The sequence below is a fragment of the Petrotoga mexicana DSM 14811 genome, from assembly GCF_002895565.1.
Taxonomy (GTDB): Bacteria; Thermotogota; Thermotogae; order Petrotogales; family Petrotogaceae; genus Petrotoga; species Petrotoga mexicana.
In genome coordinates, this window is record NZ_AZRN01000012.1 from 86,250 (window position 1) to 105,156 (window position 18,907).

17 protein-coding genes are annotated in these 18,907 nt (G+C 34.0%); 2 read left to right on the forward strand and 15 right to left on the reverse strand.

Features of this window, described 5'->3' with window-relative positions; all coding sequences use genetic code 11:
* Nucleotides 1–101: 101 nt before the first annotated feature.
* Nucleotides 102–1,850, forward strand: a complete 1,749-nt coding sequence (locus X927_RS03670) for a proline--tRNA ligase (protein WP_103076749.1) — start codon at nucleotides 102–104, stop codon at nucleotides 1,848–1,850.
* On the opposite strand, the gene X927_RS03675 is transcribed toward X927_RS03670, so the two are convergent.
* Both X927_RS03675 and X927_RS03680 read right to left on the reverse strand, forming a co-directional pair.
* Nucleotides 1,847–2,299 (reverse strand): QueT transporter family protein, encoded by a 453-nt coding sequence (locus X927_RS03675; RefSeq protein WP_103076750.1) that lies wholly within the window; start codon nucleotides 2,297–2,299, stop codon nucleotides 1,847–1,849. The two genes, X927_RS03670 and X927_RS03675, sit on opposite strands and share 4 nt — an antisense overlap.
* A 68-nt stretch (nucleotides 2,300–2,367) precedes the next feature.
* Nucleotides 2,368–4,044, reverse strand: coding sequence for a peptidylprolyl isomerase (locus X927_RS03680; RefSeq protein WP_169925123.1), 1,677 nt, complete (start codon nucleotides 4,042–4,044; stop codon nucleotides 2,368–2,370).
* A gap of 391 nt (nucleotides 4,045–4,435) precedes the next feature.
* Between X927_RS03680 and X927_RS03685 the strand changes: the two genes are divergently transcribed.
* Entirely contained in the window at nucleotides 4,436–4,759 is a 324-nt protein-coding gene (locus X927_RS03685) for a hypothetical protein (protein WP_103076752.1), read from the forward strand.
* 4 nt (nucleotides 4,760–4,763) lie between these two features.
* Here X927_RS03685 and X927_RS03690 read toward each other — a convergent pair whose 3' ends face one another.
* The 13 genes from X927_RS03690 to ruvA all read right to left on the reverse strand — a co-directional run bounded on the left by X927_RS03690 (nucleotide 4,764) and on the right by ruvA (nucleotide 18,886).
* Entirely contained in the window at nucleotides 4,764–5,609 is an 846-nt protein-coding gene (locus X927_RS03690; RefSeq protein ID WP_103076753.1) for a GNAT family N-acetyltransferase, read from the reverse strand.
* Between the two features lie 135 nt (nucleotides 5,610–5,744).
* On the reverse strand, nucleotides 5,745–7,712 hold the full coding sequence (tpiA, locus tag X927_RS03695; protein WP_103076754.1) for a triose-phosphate isomerase: 1,968 nt from the start codon (nucleotides 7,710–7,712) through the stop codon (nucleotides 5,745–5,747).
* A 70-nt stretch (nucleotides 7,713–7,782) separates the two neighbouring features.
* The gene (gap, locus tag X927_RS03700) at nucleotides 7,783–8,787 is read right to left on the reverse strand and encodes a type I glyceraldehyde-3-phosphate dehydrogenase (RefSeq protein WP_103076755.1); all 1,005 of its coding nucleotides are present in this window, start codon (nucleotides 8,785–8,787) and stop codon (nucleotides 7,783–7,785) included.
* A 98-nt stretch (nucleotides 8,788–8,885) separates the two neighbouring features.
* Nucleotides 8,886–9,272, reverse strand: coding sequence for a YbaB/EbfC family nucleoid-associated protein (locus tag X927_RS03705; RefSeq protein WP_103076756.1), 387 nt, complete (start codon nucleotides 9,270–9,272; stop codon nucleotides 8,886–8,888).
* 18 nt (nucleotides 9,273–9,290) lie between these two features.
* Nucleotides 9,291–10,475 (reverse strand): vWA domain-containing protein, encoded by a 1,185-nt coding sequence (locus tag X927_RS03710; protein ID WP_103076757.1) that lies wholly within the window; start codon nucleotides 10,473–10,475, stop codon nucleotides 9,291–9,293.
* Nucleotide 10,476: 1 nt separating this feature from the next.
* Nucleotides 10,477–11,559, reverse strand: coding sequence for an AAA family ATPase (locus tag X927_RS03715; RefSeq protein WP_103076758.1), 1,083 nt, complete (start codon nucleotides 11,557–11,559; stop codon nucleotides 10,477–10,479).
* Between the two features lie 36 nt (nucleotides 11,560–11,595).
* Nucleotides 11,596–12,846, reverse strand: coding sequence for a hypothetical protein (locus tag X927_RS03720; protein WP_103076759.1), 1,251 nt, complete (start codon nucleotides 12,844–12,846; stop codon nucleotides 11,596–11,598).
* Nucleotides 12,847–12,874: 28 nt separating this feature from the next.
* A complete protein-coding gene (locus tag X927_RS03725; RefSeq protein WP_103076760.1) occupies nucleotides 12,875–14,290 on the reverse strand; it encodes an Rne/Rng family ribonuclease in 1,416 nt (471 codons plus the stop codon).
* Nucleotides 14,291–14,318: 28 nt separating this feature from the next.
* Nucleotides 14,319–14,894, reverse strand: coding sequence for an aminoacyl-tRNA hydrolase (gene pth, locus X927_RS03730; RefSeq protein ID WP_103076761.1), 576 nt, complete (start codon nucleotides 14,892–14,894; stop codon nucleotides 14,319–14,321).
* 3 nt (nucleotides 14,895–14,897) lie between these two features.
* A complete protein-coding gene (locus X927_RS03735; RefSeq protein ID WP_103076762.1) occupies nucleotides 14,898–15,569 on the reverse strand; it encodes a 50S ribosomal protein L25 in 672 nt (223 codons plus the stop codon).
* Between the two features lie 227 nt (nucleotides 15,570–15,796).
* Complete coding sequence (locus X927_RS03740) at nucleotides 15,797–16,747, reverse strand: ribose-phosphate pyrophosphokinase (RefSeq protein WP_103076763.1); 951 nt, start codon at nucleotides 16,745–16,747, stop codon at nucleotides 15,797–15,799.
* A gap of 1 nt (nucleotide 16,748) precedes the next feature.
* Complete coding sequence (gene glmU / locus X927_RS03745) at nucleotides 16,749–18,104, reverse strand: bifunctional UDP-N-acetylglucosamine diphosphorylase/glucosamine-1-phosphate N-acetyltransferase GlmU (protein WP_103076764.1); 1,356 nt, start codon at nucleotides 18,102–18,104, stop codon at nucleotides 16,749–16,751.
* A gap of 209 nt (nucleotides 18,105–18,313) precedes the next feature.
* Nucleotides 18,314–18,886 (reverse strand): Holliday junction branch migration protein RuvA, encoded by a 573-nt coding sequence (gene ruvA, locus X927_RS03750; RefSeq protein ID WP_103076765.1) that lies wholly within the window; start codon nucleotides 18,884–18,886, stop codon nucleotides 18,314–18,316.
* Nucleotides 18,887–18,907: the final 21 nt, after the last annotated feature.

Consider the following 18,907-nt stretch of genomic DNA (forward strand, 5'->3'; position numbering starts at 1 on the left):
TATATTTATTACAATAAAAATTTAACTTAACAATATTTCTATGGTATAATTTCTCGTAAAGTATAAAATATTAAATATGCTAAAAAATCGGAGGGATAATCTTGAGATTTTCCAAACTTTATGCTCCTACTTTAAAAGAAACACCATCTGATTCTGACATAAAAAGTTACGAGTTATTGATCAGAGGAGGGTTTATAAGAAAGATTTCGTCAGGTGTTTACAGTTATCTTCCTCTTGGATGGAAGGTCATAAGAAAAATTGAACAGATAGTCAGAGAAGAAATGGAAAAGATAGGTTCTCAAGAGATAATGCTACCCATAATACATCCAGCAGAGCTGTGGAAAATGACGGGAAGATGGGAAGATTACGGTCCAGAATTGATGAAACTTAAGGATCGACACGATAGAGAGTTTACTTTAGGCCCTACACATGAGGAAATTATCACATTTTTGATGAAAAATGAGCTCAGGTCGTACAAACAGTTCCCCATCAACCTTTTCCAAATAGCTACTAAGTTTAGAGATGAAATAAGGCCAAGGTTTGGGGTGTTAAGGGCAAGAGAGTTCATCATGAAAGACGCCTACACATTTCACACCGACTACAACTCATTGCATGAATCTTACCAACATTTCTATGATGCCTATGAGAACATCTTAAAAAGAATAGGTTTGAAATATGTCGTTGTAGAAGCGGATACCGGTGCAATTGGTGGTTCTTTTTCTCATGAATTTCATGTATTGGCACAAAACGGCGAGGGAGAAATATTTTACTGTGAAAAATGTGGTTATGCTGCCAGTGATGAAAAGGCAAGATCGGGTGAAGATTTTTCAGTAGATGAAAACGAAGCTGTCAAAGAAATGGAAAAAGTTGATACTCAACACGCCAAAACCATCGAAGAAGTCTCCAAATTCTTGAACATTTCTGAAAAAAAGTTGATAAAATCTATACTGCTAAGATCCAGCAAAGGATGGATTATGGCACTAATTAGAGGAGACTATGAGATAAACCTTGCCAAGATCAGGTCCGTTCTTCAAGATCAAAGTCTGGAACTAGCCGATCCGCAAGACGTTCTAAAAGAATTTGGTGTAAACGTTGGATTTATAGGTCCAGTGAACATACCTGAAAACATCAAAATAGTTGCAGATTTAAGTGTAAAATCTATAAAAAATGGTGTTATAGGGGCTATGGAGGAAAAAAGGCATTATATAAGCGCCAATCCCGAACGAGATTTCCGAATAGATTTGTTTGCAGACATTAGATATGTAAAAGAAGGAGAAAAATGTCCAACCCAAGGCTGTAATTCCACACTTAAACAGACAAGAGGTATAGAAGTTGGTCAAATTTTTGAGTTAGGAGACAAATACTCTTCAAAAATGAACGCAGTTTTCACCGATGAAAACGGGGAACAAAAACCTTACATTATGGGATGCTATGGCTGGGGGGTATCGAGAACCTTAGGTGCAATAGTCGAACAATTAAACGACAAAAATGGGATAATCTGGCCCAAAAGCGTTGCACCTTTTGAGGTAGCAATAATACCCATTGCCATGAACGACGAAGCAATTGTAAATACATCCCAAGAGATCTACGACTACTTTTTAAAAGAAGGAATCGATGTTATTATAGACGACAGAGAAGTCTCTGCAGGATTTAAGTTCAAAGATATAGATCTAATCGGGGTACCCATAAAAATTATTATCGGCAAACGTTTAAAAGAAGGAAAAATAGAGTTAAAACAAAGAGATAAAGAAGAAAGCACACTGATAGAATTCAAAAATGTAAAAGAGTTATACGATAAAGTCAAAGAAGCATTAGAAAAGTATGATCCAACTCAAAATTTAACAATCTAATTGTAGAAATTTCTTTTGAAAATCTTTAAAATAGGTAGCCCTATAATATACGTAGCAACAGCTTCTCCAACTCCTACCCAAAGTACAGAAAAGAAATATGGTACTCCATACAATGGCGCAACATAAGCGGATACTCCGAAGGCGTTAATTAATATGGGAGGAAGAGGAGCTAAATACTCGTTTGGCATTTTCCAAGTTATAATTCCTGCTATCAAGGTCAATAGACTTCCAAACCAGATATCCCAAGCACCCAAGCCTCCTATTATATTAGCCAACAGAGCACCTACGTAGATACCGGGAATGAATGCAGGATCGAGAAAAGTCAGAACTACAAAAGCTTCAGCGATTCGAACCTGTATAGGACCGAAACTGATAGGTTGAAAGATTATACAAAGAACTACATATAATGCCGCAATTAAAGAGGCTCTAACGATTCTAATTGAACTCATGTTTCCCTCCAACAAAAAAATCTGGTAAAGCATTTCAACTTTACCAGATTATCTTTAACTTAAAGTTTTTATTGATTTAAAAGTTGGTCTATATTTTCGAGTATTTGTTGCCTTTGATTTGCTCTCTCTTCATCAAGGTCTTCTGTGTTTAATGATTTTAAGGTACTTTTTATTGTTTCTAAATCTTGCCTTACAGATTCAATATCTCCAGTTGAATTATAATAATCTAAAATGTAGGAATAAACCGTTGCATAATAGTCAAAAGCTACATTTGGATCATCGGGTTTTGTTTGGTATAGTTTTCCAATAACCTCTATAGCATCTGGATTCATTTCTCTTAAGGTTACGAGAGAATTTTCCAGGGCTTCATTCATTTGTTCTATATCGTTTGTTAATTCATCGTATTTGTTCTGAATTTCTGGCTGTGTGAAGACCTCGTAAGCACCTTGCAAATATTGTAGTTCCCTTAAAGCACTCTCTTTTTGGGAGGCTTCATTACGTAGATCTGTTGATTCGGCCGTGTCCATAAGTTGAGTATAATGTTCAATTTGACTATTTATTTCATCGTTGCTGTATTCTAGAAACTCGGGGTACGATTGAGCTATATTCAAATAACTTTCAAGGTCATTTTTTTGAGATATTTTCATAGGTAGTAAATTTTCAACGATGAAAATATAAGAGACATACCATTCTTCAGGTAACCCATTACCACTCAATATATCGTCACGATACTTCTTTTCAACGTTTGCTAAGTCATCGAAAGATTGAGCTTTATAAATATCATATGCTATAGCCAAGGGTTCGTATGAAATTACAAAATCATAGTTAGACATATATGAATCGTACCAATTAGTAATCTGGTAATCCACGAAGCTGGTAGTTAATTGATTTTTTATATCTTCGTCTACTAATAACTCATCCGGGGTTTCATATATTTTTTTGCCTTCGACTCGCACTATTTGATATCCCAATGGAGAACTTAATGGACCGATTATTTCTCCGGGAGTTGAAGAGAGTGAAGCTTCAAATATATTTTCAGAAATATCTCCACGTTTAACCCATCCCACCAAGCCGCCAACTGATGCAGTTTGAGTATCTACAGAGTTTTCTGAAGCTGCTTGTGAGAAAGAGATCTTGTTTTGCAATATTTCAGATTTAATGTTATTGGCCGTACCTTCATCTGTAGTTACAATCCTGCTGATTTTAACCGTATCATATTGACTTTTCAGATTTTCAAAATTATCAGAAACATAGGTTGATAGCTCTTCTTCAGAGAAATTGGAAAAGTAATTTCTTAATTCATTAATTACCTCGTTTCTGTACACTAGGCTGCTAACGAAACCACGAAAATATTCTTCTTTTTCAAAAAACTGCAAGAAAATTTGTTTAGTGCTTTCGCTTCCCATGTATTGATTGTACATTTGATCTGTTTCTTGGGAAATTTTCGTTGCATCTAACGTTATTCCATTATCGTTTAAAAATTTTTCCATGGCTTTGTATTCCATTAAAACATCTGTTATGCTTATTAGATCTATTGGTTTGTTAAAATACTGGTCGTATTGGGGATTTTGACTCAACATATTTAATAATGTATTATGATATTCCCCCATCAATTGATCTAACTCCAAAAAATAAGATTCGTATACTTGCTGCCCGTCCTGTGAAGTTAAATATGCCACTGACTCTGAGAATATTGATACAGAAAGAACTACAAGAATACCAAGTACTACTAAAAGTTTTTTCATTATGGACCTCCTCTGATTTGATAATTTTATAGTGACTTCAAAAACTCTAAAACCTGTTTTAGCGCCCCTTCGCCCCGCAGCCCACCCATAAGGAAAATGGATAGTAAAGCTCTGCAGCCCACCCATAAGGAAAATGGATAGTAAGGCTTCGCAGCCTACCTATAAGGAAAGGAAGTTTTTTCTTTTCCTCCGCAGCGCACCTATAAGGAGCAGTTCTTAACCGCTGAGAAAATAGTAATATTTTCATTATATCTTTTAATAATTAAAAGAACCTTAAAAACTGGGGCAGAAAATTTGACTGATTCCTTTTAAATGTGGTATAATCGAGTGAAAATTATATAACTTTCTAGTTAAAAGTAGATTAACCTATCTACAGGAGGGAGGACATATATTGATTCCTTTAAAAGAGAAATTGATAATGAGAACTCTATACCACAACTTCAATACTCAACTTCCTCAGTTAGAAACTGAAATTAGCTACAAAAGGGGAAACAAGTATCTATTTTTTGTTTTCTACACCTTACAAGCTACTAGTGACAAGTTAGTATCTTATGATCTCGTAAAAAATGGAAATGAGTTTATTTTTACACTCGAGTTTGGAAGAGACAAACATTACCTAAAATTAGAGACTAAGGAAAATTATAAATCTTATTATTTCGTATCTATAAACAACGATTTGAATATCGATGAATTTGTCCAAATAGAGCTTATTTGACAAATCAATGAATGATTCTTTCCATTTCTATCTGCTTTATGAATATAGAATAATTATTGTCAATCAATGCTTTGTGCAATGGATCATCTTCTGGAACCGAGACTAAGACAATTCTATTTTTAATTTTTAAAAGTTTGGATGTAATATCTTCAATTATTGCCTCGAAGGCGTAACCCTCTTCAATCGGGGAGGCATCAACTATATAACAATTATCTTTGTTGAATCCCCATACTACGTAGCCGCATTTCTTATTGTTATCGTATATGATTTCATAGTTGTATCTATTTTCGCTAAGTTTTATGGTTATAGGTTCTCTTTGCCAATTTGGTTTTCTTTTAAATCTAAATTTTGCCTCGGTAGCCATTTCATAGATTACATCTGAAGTAGTTTGTTCGTATTTGAAATGAGTATTTGTTGATTTATCTTTTTCTTTTAAGAAAGAAGACAGCTCTCTTGTTGCTCTAAAACCATGTTTATTATAAAATCTTATAGACCTTTCATCACTTTGGGCAACTTCTAAAATTATTTTCTTTATCTCTTTCCATTTTAATGTTTCAATTGTACGAAAGATGATTTCAGAAGCCAATCCTTTTCCTCTAAATTCTTCTTTTACTCCAATTGAGTCAATTCTTCCAACATCTTTTCTTATTGATATAATACTGAATCCCACAGGTATACCATCATAAAAAGCTATAAAAGAATCTTCCATGGAGATAGAGTTTTCTTTCACATCTTTATCAAAACTTTCTAAATTCCAATTCACTGGGAAAACATAGTCTTTAAACACTTCATTCACAAGCTCGATAACAACACTTGCCGAAACATTTTTCAATGATTCGTAAGTAATCATCGTACCCCCCACCTTTCTCTTGACAGATCAAACCATATGATCCCAATTTTCTGAAACCTCAGAATTAAAATCTTTACTATCTATAATTTTAACATAAAAACTGAAAAATATGAAAAAACCACCCTTTAGGGTGGCTTATTCGATAATTTCTTTCATAATATTGGCAAGTTCCACGAAATCTTCTGTTAATGAAGCACCTCCAACCAAACCGCCGTCTATATCTGGTTTACCAAAGAGGCCTAAATAATTGTTTGGTTTTATGCTTCCACCATAAAGTATTGTGGTTTTTTTAGCAAATTCTTCATTGAAGATATCTTTCAAAAGGTCTCTAATAAACTTATGAACTTCTTGGGCTTGGTTGGGTGTGGCTACTTTTCCTGTTCCAATTGCCCATACGGGTTCGTAGGCGATTATGATTGTTTTTGCTTCTTCTTCAGTTAAACCATAAAGAGCTTCTTTAATCTGTCTTTCTACAACGTTGAATGTTAAACCCTTTTCACGTTCTTCTAACTGTTCACCAACACACAGTATGGGTGTTAACCCTGAAGATATTACCTTTTTAAGTTTTTTGTTTATGAGTTCATCGCTTTCTTGAAAGATGTGCCTTCTTTCAGAATGACCAAGAATTACATATTCTACTCCTATATCCCTTAACATATTAACGGAGATCTCGCCTGTGTAAGCACCTTTATCTTCATAATAAGCATTTTGGGCACCTACTTTTATGTTTGAACTACTTGTGATATCTCTAACCTTTTCAAGAGCTGTGAAAGGGGGACAAACAATAACTTCAAACTTATCTTCGGTTTTTATCTGTCCTACAAGTTTTGAGACAAATTCAGCTGCCTCTGTATTAGTTTTGTTCATCTTCCAATTTCCGGCGAGAATAAATTTTCTTTCATTCAGCTTTTTTTTTTCGTTTATTGAAGAGATACCTGGCAATTCTTTACCTTCTAAAAATTCTAAAGAGGCACCTCCACCAGTTGAAACGTGTGAAAATTCGCTAGCCAATCCAAATTTTTCAGCGGCAGCTGCAGAATCTCCTCCACCTATAATACTTATACAACCTTTTTTGGTTACTTCTGCGATTGCCTTTGCTACTTCTTCGGTACCAAAAGCAAAATCATCCATTTCAAAAACTCCCATAGGACCGTTCCAAACAATTGTTTTAGCATCGGAAATTTTCTCTTTAAATAAAGAAACGCTTTCAGGTCCTATATCTAAGCCCATCCAACCTTCGGGAATTCCATCATCTATTTTTACAGTTTTCTTCTCAACACCTGCTTCTATTTTTTGGGCGATAACGGTATCAACAGGTAAAACAATCTCAACGCCTTTTGCTTTCGCATTTTCTAATATGTCTTTTGCAACATTGAGTTTATCTTCTTCCACCAACGAAGAACCAACGTTTTTACCTAAGGCTTTTAAGAAAGTAAACATCATAGCACCGCCGATTAATATCTTATCAGCTTTATTTAATAGATTATTTATAACCCCTATTTTGTCGGATACTTTAGCACCACCCAGAATTACTACATATGGTTTTTCTGGGTTTTCAACGGCCTTTTGCAAAAATTCGATCTCTTTTTCCATCAAAAATCCTGCGACACTTGGTATATAGTTTGCTATACCAACATTGGAAGCGTGTGCTCTGTGAGCCGTTCCAAATGCATCATTAACATGAAGATCCGCTAAAGACGCCCAATATTTTGCCAGTTCAGGATCGTTTTTTGTTTCACCTTTTTCAAATCTTGTATTTTCAATTAGTAACACTTCACCATCTTTTAATTCTGAGACGGCTTTTTCAACTTTTGGTCCCCTGGTTTCATCTACAAAATAAACTTTATTATTTAATAACTCATCTAATCTATCGGCTACTGGTTTTAAAGAAAATTGAGGATTTTTTTCACCTTTGGGACGTCCTAAATGAGATAGTAATATTACTTTTGCTCCTTTGTCCAGAGTATATTGAATTGTGTCCAAAGCGGCTTTAATTCGAGTTTCATCGGTTATCTTTCCATCTTTTATAGGAACGTTGAAATCAACTCTCATTATGACTTTTTTGCCTTTCAAATCAACGTCTTTTATAGTTAATTTTTCCATATTGACACCCCCTATATTCACATTTATTTTAAAGAAAAAGGGGATTAAATCCCCTCTTTTTGATTGGAAATTACAGCATCTTAGCTAATTTTTCAGCCAATTTCACAACGGTTGTTGAGTATCCATTTTCGTTGTCGTACCATGCACAGACTTTAACAAAAGTGCCATCGATTACGTTGGTTAATGTAGCATCGAATATTCCTGCAACAGTTGAACCAACAATATCAGAAGAAACAATTGGTTCTTCATTGTATTCAAAGAGACCTTTCAATTCATTTTCAACGGCGTCTTTCATCATTTTGTTTACTTCTTCAACGGTTGTTGATTTTTCTACTTCTACAGTTAAATCGCTAATAGATCCATCTGGTGTTGGAACTCTCAAAGCCATTCCATCTAATTTACCTTTTAGTTCTGGAATTACTAATCCAACGGCTTTTGCAGCCCCAGTTGTTGTTGGGATGATATTTAGAGCAGCTGCTCTTGCTCTTCTTAAATCACTATGAGGTAAATCTAGAACTCTTTGATCATTTGTGAATGAATGAACGGTTGTTAACAAACCTCTTTTAATTTTTAATTTGTCGTTTAGCACCTTTATAACCGGTGCAATTGAGTTGGTTGTACAAGATGCATTTGAAATAACTTCCATCTGCGGAGTGATGACATTGTCATTTACTCCCATAACTACTGTTGCATCTACTTCACCTTTTGCTGGAGCGGTTATTATAACTTTCTTAGCACCAGCTTTTAGATGTGCTGAAGCCTTTTCTTTGTTTCTAAATACGCCTGTAGATTCAATAACTATTGAGACACCTAGATTAGACCAGGGAAGGTTAGCGGGATCTTTTTCTGCGAAAACTTTGATTTCTTTCCCATTAACCTTTAAACCATTGTCAACTACCTCTACCGTTCCATTGAATTTTCCGTGAACGGAGTCATACTTTAAAAGTGTTCCTAAGGTTTTTGAATCTGTAAGATCATTTATTGCTACTACCTCAAAGTTTGGGTTTTCAACTAACTGCCTAAAAACTAATCTCCCTATTCTTCCAAAACCGTTTATCCCTATTTTAACTGCCACTTATACAACACCTCCTGATAAATTGTTTGTTATTTTTTTCTCTTACTTTTATTGTACATATAAAATTATACTTTTTTGAAAAGAAAAAGTTAATTTTTTCAAGCCCCAAAGTTAGGAAGGGTTCCTAAAAACTTTTGTGAAATCTCGTTGGTCTTTTCTTCTTTAAGTTTATTAGCCTTTTCTATCGCTTCGTTTGAAGCGGCGATGATAAGATCTTTTAGGGTGTCTATATCTTCATCTTCAACTTCTTCAGATATAACTATATCTTTTATTCTCATATCGCATGTGGCCACAACTTTTACTACACCACCGCCTGCGGTGGCTTCTACTTCAACGTTGGATAACTCTTCATCCAGTCTATCTAATTCTTCCTGCATTTCAGCTTGGGCCCTTTGGGCTTCTTGAAGCATTTTGTTCATATTGTTTTTGCTACCAGATTTTTTTGAAAGGGATCTTCCACCTAAACTTTTCATTTTTTTGGCCATAAATATTCCTCCTAACGGTTAGCTGATAATTGCAACACTATTCTTCCCATAATATTCTATCACATTATTTATAAAATCAGGATTGTGTTTTTTTGACAAGATGAAGAGAACCCTTCTTTGGACATTTGGTACTTCAACCCAACCGTCTGTGAATATGATTATGCCTTCGGGTCTTAAATTTTCTTCAACGTAATCAACCGCAGGTTGCATGTCAGTTGAACCTTTACCTTTTAAAACAAGTTCTTTCCAGCTTCCTTTGTGATAAGTCATGATATTTTGGACATGACTGTCTGCTTGAATTAGGGTGACTTTTCCACCGAGAGTTTTTGAAATATGTTCTATTTCACTGAAAAATGCGTTGTATTCTTCTTCTATAATGGAACCACTAGTATCGATTATTATTGCAATATTTGGTCCCATTTTGGATCTCCAACCCGGTTGATCCTCATATCTTCGATTTGGTCTCATTAGGGTCCTGTATTTTTCAACGACTATAGAACTGCCAAAAAATCTTCTTAACATCGTTTCCCAGTTGAAGAAAGGTTTCGTTACCATAAGAGAAACCGCTAATTCAATGCCATCGGGTAGATTGTCTTTGCTTTTATCGTAGGCTTTTGTAACGAATTCACTTACGATATCAAAAGCCATTTCTTCTGGAATATCTGATGAAAAGTCGTGTGAGTCGAGATTGTTTTCCCTTTTTTCTAGTATCTCTTCTATATCGATCATCTTGTTTTTTTCTAATAAATCCATTGCATATTTATAGTATTCTTCTGCCGTTTTATTTAAGAGGTTCATAGGAGCGGTAACAAAAAAGAATTCGTTGTCTGGGGCATGTCCTTCGGCTACCATTACATCTAAAGGTTCTGCAAATACATCTAATTCTCTGATATATTGGTTTACCGCTGCATCCATTGCTAAATCCCAAATACCTCTTTCCCTTTTATTTTTGGGTTTTATGAATATGTGTCCAAATATTATATGGTAAATCTCATGTTTTAATATTCCTTTGGTTAAAATTAAACCAATATTTTTTAAACGGTTCGGATTGTACAATAATCTAAATTTCCCTTGAGCTGTTATTGAAACCCTTATAGTTCTTACAGAAGTAGTTGGCATGGAATCAAAATTCATCCTCAAAAAAGAAAAAAATAAGCTTTCTTTTTCTAGTTCAATCCAAGCGTTTTGGAGTATATCATTCATCCTAAATTCCTTCCATCCAAGTGGAATCTCCTAATTTAATGGCAATTTCTTCCAAAAGTTTATCATAAAAGACTTTTTTTAATCCTTTGTTTTTTTCTACCATTTCGTTTAGAAATCTTAATACAGAGAACATAGCATCCTTAGGTATGAACACACTTATGTTCTTTACATTTTCTGCGATTGTTTTTTGATCTCCATTAGATAATAATTGTTCTATATCTTCCTCTTTTAATGATTCAAAGTAATTATTTATTCTCAAAATAAGACTTACTTTTTCTTCATTGGTCAATTTCTCAATTCTTTCAAGATTTTTACCCTCGATTAGTAAATCTTTAGGGTTTGGTAGTTCAACTTTATTTTCCAGATGAGACAGAAATGCTCTTGCTGCTTCCGATCCAACTATTGAGGCAGCAATAACGTACCCATATTTTTTCATATCGTTTTCAGATAAATTAGATAAAACGTTGGATAATTTATACCAACTTCTAGGACTAGGCCTTAAATTGAGTCTCATTGATACTATATTATCGGAAGAGAGATATTCAGGATATTCTTTGATAAAAGAAATAACTTCACCTTTTACTTGCTCTTGATTAGACCAGTTTATCCAATCATCAACATCAGGAGACAATTCTAAATGAAAGAATCTTGACATGAAGGCAGGATCGGTTATCAAATCTACTTGGTCGTATTCTTCATCTGGAGGATTAGCTGCTCCCATGATCCATGCCCCAGCCGGTAATATGTGATTATGTATTCTTCTGTCTATCAATAATTGCATGATAGCATTTCTTATTGATCTATGTGCCCTGTTTATTTCATCGATCATTATTATTACTTCATCTTTATTAGGCCACCAGTCAGGTTTTAAAAAGACAGTTTTTTCTGAGCCTCTTGAAGGAAGTCCAATCAGATCCCCGGGTTCCATCTGAGAGATAATCAATATGATTAATTCTCTTCCTGTCTCTTCTGCTATCTCCCTAGCGATATCCGTTTTACCTACACCAAAATGTCCCCATAAGAGAGGAATTTCTCCAGAAGCCATTATTTTTTTTGATAGGTATTTTACCGTTGATGGTTTCAATTGATGTACTCTCCTTTCGTTGATACTGATTTAGAATCAGGGTTTTTCTTTTTGCGGTATTCCGTATGATGAATCAGTTTTTATAATCAAAGGATAAACTTGGTTATTTGAATCTTTAGCTTGCCCTGTACCTAAAATTTCCCCTGCAGGTAATATTTCGAAAGAATAGATTAATTCTTGATCGTTAGTGCCAAAAATTTTCTGTTCAATTAATACCCCGTTGGGATTTATAATTCTTAAAAACAAATCATAATCCGGCCAATTATCAATACAAACTCCTAACAAATAAATTTGATTGTTATAAACTTTTACTTCTTCAACCCTAGAAAGTGATTTTATCGATAGCGTTTCAAAGTATTCAACTTCGAGATTATCTTTTTGTTCAATTTCTTTCGATATTTTCATTATAAAGCCTTTCCACTCTTTTTCGTTTATTGTAGCTAAATATCCCCCTATATATATGTTACCTTCATTATCTTGGGTTATACTATTTGGATTTTCGTGGAAGGTAGTATACCCATATTCATCTGAAAAAAGCAATATACCTTCTCTACTATATTCTAATATTAATAAGTCGTTTTGTTTTTCTGGATTAGAATTAGAAGTACCCGCGGCTATGATTCTGTTGTTATCAATTACTAAATCAACTATTTGTTCTTCTTTATCTCTTCCATACATGTTTTCCCAAATTTTCTTTCCTGTAAGGTTTATTTCAGAGATGTATGCTTGACCGTTACCATTTGTTATTACCCATCCCCCAACAACGAAACTCCCTGAGGTGTTTTTTATTGTATTTAAGGTTCCCTGATAATTTATAACAAGAGACCAGTTCATTTCTCCACTGTTTGAGATATTTAAAATGTAAGGTTTTCCATTTTTTTGTCCCACTAGAGTGAAAGCATTGTTGAAAAAAACAAAGTCGTTTATACTTACCTGACCGCTTTCTATGAACATTTCTTTTCTTATATTGCCTTCTTCGTCTATGAAATACAAATAGTACTGGTTCCCTTTAATAGCCAATGAAACATATTCATTCTTGTTTGTTTGAATTATTTTTGTTAGATACGTCCCATTTTCATCGATTTTTTTGAAGAAGGATTGATTGTTGGTTGATATGACTTCTTGCGTATCTGAAAGATACTGTATTAGAGGCTCCTTTTGATTATCATAAGTGCTACTTAAAAAATCAACAGTATCGTTGGTTTTTGAATTAGAAAAGTATATTCCAGAAACGAAAAAAAAGATAGAAAGAGTAATTATCGCAAAAAATAATATTTTCTTTAACATAGACTTTCACCGCTTTCTTGCAAACAAATTATTTTTTGTATTTAATATTGTAAGAATTAGGATTTTGCCAATTAAAAGATACTTCTAATTTTACGTTTAACTTTTTCTCCAGTTCTTCAGTCAAAGATGGGGTTAAATATCCTGAGAGGTTATGAAATGCATTTATTTCTACTACTTTTATTTTTTCTTTTTTTATTTCCTTGGTCGAGGATAACAATTCTTTTATTAATCTTCCATGCACCAGAGAAGGGGCTATGACTTTACCCGTTCCATGACACAATGGACATTGTGAATACACATTGGTATCCAAAGGTTGTGTGGTTCTTTTTCTAATAATTTCTAAAAGTCCCATGTTTGTGAATCCTAAAATGGTAACTTTTGATTTATCTTTTTTAGTCTCTTCTTTAAGAATATTGATAATCGTTTTTTTATGCGAAGAGTCTTTCATATCTATAAAATCTACGACGATCATTCCTCCAATATTTCTTAATTTCAATTGTCTGGCTATTTCTTTGGCTGCTTCCATGTTTGTAATAAAAGAAGTTTCCTCAATGTTCTTACCTTCTAAATTTCCAGCAGAATCTACATCTATGGCGGTTAAAGCTTCTGCTCTATCTAAAGTAATGGTACCTCCCCCTGATAGTTCGATCTTTTTTGTAAAGATCTCTTCCATTTGATGGTATATATTATGGATCCGAAAAACATCTCCTCTAACATACTCAACTTTGGGTTTTAGTTCAAAGCCTTTCAAACTTTTTTTTAGTTTCCTGTAAATTTGTCTGTCATCTGTGATTATTTTTTTTGTTTTAGAATCCAGTCGCTCTCTTAATATGTACTCAAGAAAGTCGCTTTCTTCATATAAAACTCCAGGATTTTTTTGGGATCGAAATCTTTGTAAAATACTATTGTATATTTTTCTCATTTCTTTTAATTCTATTTCTACTTCTTTTTCGTCTATTCCTTCAGAATTGGTTCTAAATATAATGGATTCGTTATCCATTAGTATCTTTTTTGCAATTTCTCTCAATCTTGTTCTTTCTTTTTCTTGGAGGATTTTTCGGGATATGCCAATACTGTCATCAGAATTTGGAATGTATACCAGATATTTACCAGGTAAACTTACTTGCATAGAAAGTTGAGGACCTTTTCTCGTTCCCCCATCTTTTCTTACCTGAACTAGAATTTTGTCTCCCACGTTATATTGATTAGGATCATCAAGAGCGTCTCTGTATCTTAGAAAACCATTCTTTCCTAATCCAATGTTTACAAAAAAAGCCTCCAAACTTGGGACTTTATTTTCAATTATACCTAAGAAGATTTTCCCCGTATTCCTATCGGTTTCAAAATCTTCGAAAAAAATTTCACTTAATTTATCTTCTTCCAATATTGCTATTCTGATTTCTTCTAGAGCCTTACTTACTAACATTGTCTTTTCTTCGTCCATTGCTTTATTTCCTTCCTCCAACTCTGTTCTAAATTATCTTTTTGTTAAATTTATTCATCGCTTCGTTTATTCTTCCTTCTAAAATCAAGTCTATCGCGGTAGTAACATAATCAAGTACTTTGTCCAATTTGGCCCATTCTTCTTCGGTAAAAGGACTTAAAACATAATTTGCCAAATTTCCAGATCCATGCTCGTATCCATTGTTGATACCTATTCTTATTCGAGGGAAATCGGTACTTTTTAAAATGGCTATTATTGATTTCAATCCATTGTGTCCCCCATCAGAGCCGCTTTTTCTTATACGAATTTCACCTAAGTCCAACCATATATCGTCGTAAATTATTAATAAACTTCCCTCTATTTTACCAAATTTTTTAAAAACATATGGTAACACTTCTCCACTTGCATTCATGTAAGTTAACGGTTTGATGAAAATATCGTTTTCTATAGTAAAGCCTTCAAAGTTCTTACCAGATATTTTTTTTATGTTCGATCTATTTTTTTTGGTTTCTTCATATTTATCTAAAGCTAAAAAACCCACGTTATGTTTTGTAAAAACATAACGCGGGCCAGGATTTCCTAAACCTATTACCAAATTTCTCACTTTTTATTCTTCCTTCATGTCTTGAGGCGTTTTTTCTTCTATTACTTCGGGTTCAGTTAGTTCTCCTTCTTCAGTTTCCTCAGTTTCTTCGGTAACTTCTTCTACCGCTTTCGGTTCTATTACACTAATGACGATTTCTTCGTCTTCTAGAAGGGCCTCCGCACTTTTTGGAAGAAGATTTTTAATATCTGAAACGGATAAATATTCGCCCATTTTTAGCTCAGAAATATCTACCTTTATTGAATCAACGATATCCGAAGGTAGAATTGCGACAGGTATTTCATGGACATAGGTATTTAAATAACCGCCTTGTGTAACTCCAAGAGGCTCTCCTTCAAATTCTAGAGGTATCCTTAAATGCATTTTTCTTCCTTCTTCTGGAACATAAAAATCTACGTGAATTGGTTGGTCCGACACTTTATGCCTTTGAACAGATTTTATGAAACATCTCACTTTTTCTTCGCTGTTTTCTCCCTTTACATTAAGCTCAAGCAAAGTAGTTTCAGAAACTTTTTCTAACATACTTTCCAGTTCTTTATATGGAATATTTATGTGTTTGTTCTCCTTTAAAGCTGGGCCGTATATTTCTGCTGGAATTAATTTTTCATTTCTAAATTTCCTGGCCTTGATCTTTGAATCTCTTCTATTAACATCCATTTTGAAAACTGTTGCCATACAATAACCTCCTAACCATTATTTATTAGTACTTTATAAATTCTAAAAGTTGTTTGTTAGCGCTTTTTTGTCCCGGGACGCTAAGGGGTAACCCCCTTAAGATCCCCAAGTTCAATATTAAAATTATTTAAAAACATTTTTTGCACAAACCACCAAACGGGATTCGCCCCGCTCCCCACCCATAAGGAAAAGAAAATAATCCTTTTGCCTAGCTTCCCAACCGTTAATTATCGGAAAAGTATACTAACAGATAAATTTTTTCTTATTCTGACTATCGCTTCTCCCAAAAGTTCAGAGGATTTTAATTCTACAAACTTGTCAGGCAATTCTTTATGATATATTGTATCTGTAACAATTATTTTATCAATACTTGAATTTTGCAATTTTTCAATAGCATTGAGTGAAAATATCCCGTGTGTAGCGGCAGCAATAATTTTCTTCGCACCTTTGTTATGTAGAGTTTCAGCAGCAGCTACTAGAGATCCACCAGTATCTATTATGTCATCGAATATTATACAATTGGATCCTTCTACTTCTCCTATTACGTTTATTACTTCTGCAACGTTATCTTTGGGCCTTCTTTTGTCAAGAATAGCTAAAGAAGATCCTAATTTTTCGGCAAACTTTCTAGCTCGTTTTACGCCACCAACATCCGGGGAGACTACCACGGTGTCGTGCTGTGTCAATTTCATTTCTTCTAAAAAATACTTTGAAAAAATTGGGAAACTCCACAGATTATCAACTGGTATATCAAAGAACCCTTGGATTTGCTCGGCATGAAGATCAATTGTTACTACCCTAGTTGCTCCTGCCGTTGTAATTAAATTAGCAACTAGCTTTGCAGTAATTGGATCTCTACCCCTCGCTTTTCTATCTTGACGAGCATACCCAAAGTATGGAATTATAACAGATATAGATGCAGCTGAAGCCCTTCTTAAAGCATCGATCATTATTAGTAACTCCATGAAATTATTATTTACAGGTGGAGCTATGGATTGAATTATATATACATCGAATCCTCTGACTGTTTCGTTAATTTTTACATTTACTTCACCATCTGCAAAAGTTGATACTTCGCAGTCTCCCAATCTTGTGTCCATGTATTCTACAATTCTTTTAGCTAAAGGAGGGTTAGAGTTTCCTGCAAATACTTTGAATTGATTCTCTTTAGTTGACATTTTATACTCCCTTCTCTACATTTTTTGAATCCTTTTTTAACACCCAATTTTCTTTGTTTATTTGATGCGTCCTTGCTAAGGCTAAGGCATTGTCTGGCACATCTTTTGTTATTACAGACCCCGCTCCTATAAGAGAATTTTTCCCAACATTAACTGGTGCAACTAAAGAGGTGTTACTTCCAATAAAGGCTCCATCATCTATAAAGGTCTTATTCTTTTTCTTACCATCGTAGTTACATGTTATAGTTCCTGCACCAATGTTTACATTTCTTCCAACATAAGTGTCACCTAAATAAGTTAAATGCTGTGCTTTACTGTTGCAAGATATTTTAGTTTTCTTAGTTTCAACAAAATTACCTATTTTAACGTTTTCTTGCAACTCTGTTCCTTCTCTCAGCCTTGAAAAAGGACCTACTGAAACATTTTTTTGTATTCTACTTAGTTCGCATTCCGATCGAATTATTTTCACATTGTCTTCTATGATACAATCTTTGATCCTTGTTAATGGACCTATTTCACAATTTTCTCCGATGGTCGTTTTTCCGTATATAAATGTTTGGGGATAAATTATTGTATCATGACCGATATTTACATCGACGGAGATGTAAGTAGAATCTGGATCCTGTATTGTAACTCCATTTAACATATGTTTCTTTAAAATTTCATTTCTTATCTTTTTTTCAGCTTGCGCTAACTGTATTCTATCGTTTATACCTATAACCTCTGTTTCATTTTCTAATTCTACCACACCAACTTTTTCCAAATGCTCAAAAACATCGGTTAAATAATATTCTCCTTGCGCATTTTGGGGGGTGATACGGTGTAAGGCTTCTTTTAATTGCTCTCCTTTGTAAACTGCAATTCCTGTATAAACTTCTTTTATTTGCTTTTCAAAAGTATCGGCATCTTTTTCCTCAACAATTTTAACAGATTTATCTTCGTTTTTTATTATACGTCCATAACCAGTTGGATCCTCTAATTTTACTGAGAGTATAGTCGAACTGTTATTATCTTTTAAATGTTTTTCAATGAGAGAATTTAAAGTTTGGTAAGAGATAAATGGCACATCGCCGTAAAGTATCAAGATATCGCTATCATCGAGAAATTGTTCTGCACAGAGTACAGCATGACCCGTTCCTAATCTTTCTTTTTGCTCAAAAATTTTAACATTTTCATCCAACAATTCTTTTACTAGATCTTTACCATTTCCTAGGACTATCCCGATTTCGTCGGTTATTTTTCTTGCAACATCTATGACCCAATTTATCATTGGCTTATCTAGAATTTTATGTGCAACTTTTGGGATCTTTGATTTCATTCGTTTTCCCTGCCCAGCGGCAAGTATTAATACTTTTATATCTACCTCCTCCTTTCATAATTTTTAGCGCCCCTACCCCCTCTCCCCAACCTTCTTAAGGAAGGGACCTGCGGTCCCTAAGTCCAACAAGGGGTGGAGGGCTTCGCCCTTTGACCCTTTTAAAATCAAAAGATTTTTTTGAAATTTTTTTAATTTCTAAAGATTTTTGTTAGCGCCTCTTCGCTTCGCAAATCCCACCAGAAAATTACCTACAGCCTTGTAAGGCATTCTTTAATTATTTCTTCCGTTTTTAGTTCTTCTAGATCAAGTTGACCTATGACCTTCATAATTTCATATCTTTGAAATCCAAGAGTTTCTAAAGCTTCTATAGCTTCTTTTACATTATTATTTCCATACGATTGAGCGCCTACCCCAGCTGAATAGGCACTGAAAGAATCAGAAAGTTCAGATATTAGTCTTTCGGCTGTTTTCTTACCTATGCCAGGCAGGTTTGAAAGGAGCGTTGTATCTTGGGAGTTTATCATTTGTATAAATTCTTCTGCATCCGTTTTTCTAAGGATTTTTGAAGCAATTCTTGGTCCGATTTTTGAAACTTTCTTTAAACTTTCAAAAACATCTCTTTCTATTTTATCTTTAAAAATATAAAGTGATGTGTTCCATTCGCTTGTTTCAAGGGATGCAAAAAAATCGTATTTGTCACCCTTTTTTAAGTATCTTATAACGTTGAACGAAGGATACGCTTCCAGAGTTAAAGCTCCAATTTTGATTAGAACTTTTTCGTCCTCAAAATCTTCAATTGTTGCGTTAATTTTTCTTATCATATTATATACCTCGATAAAAGA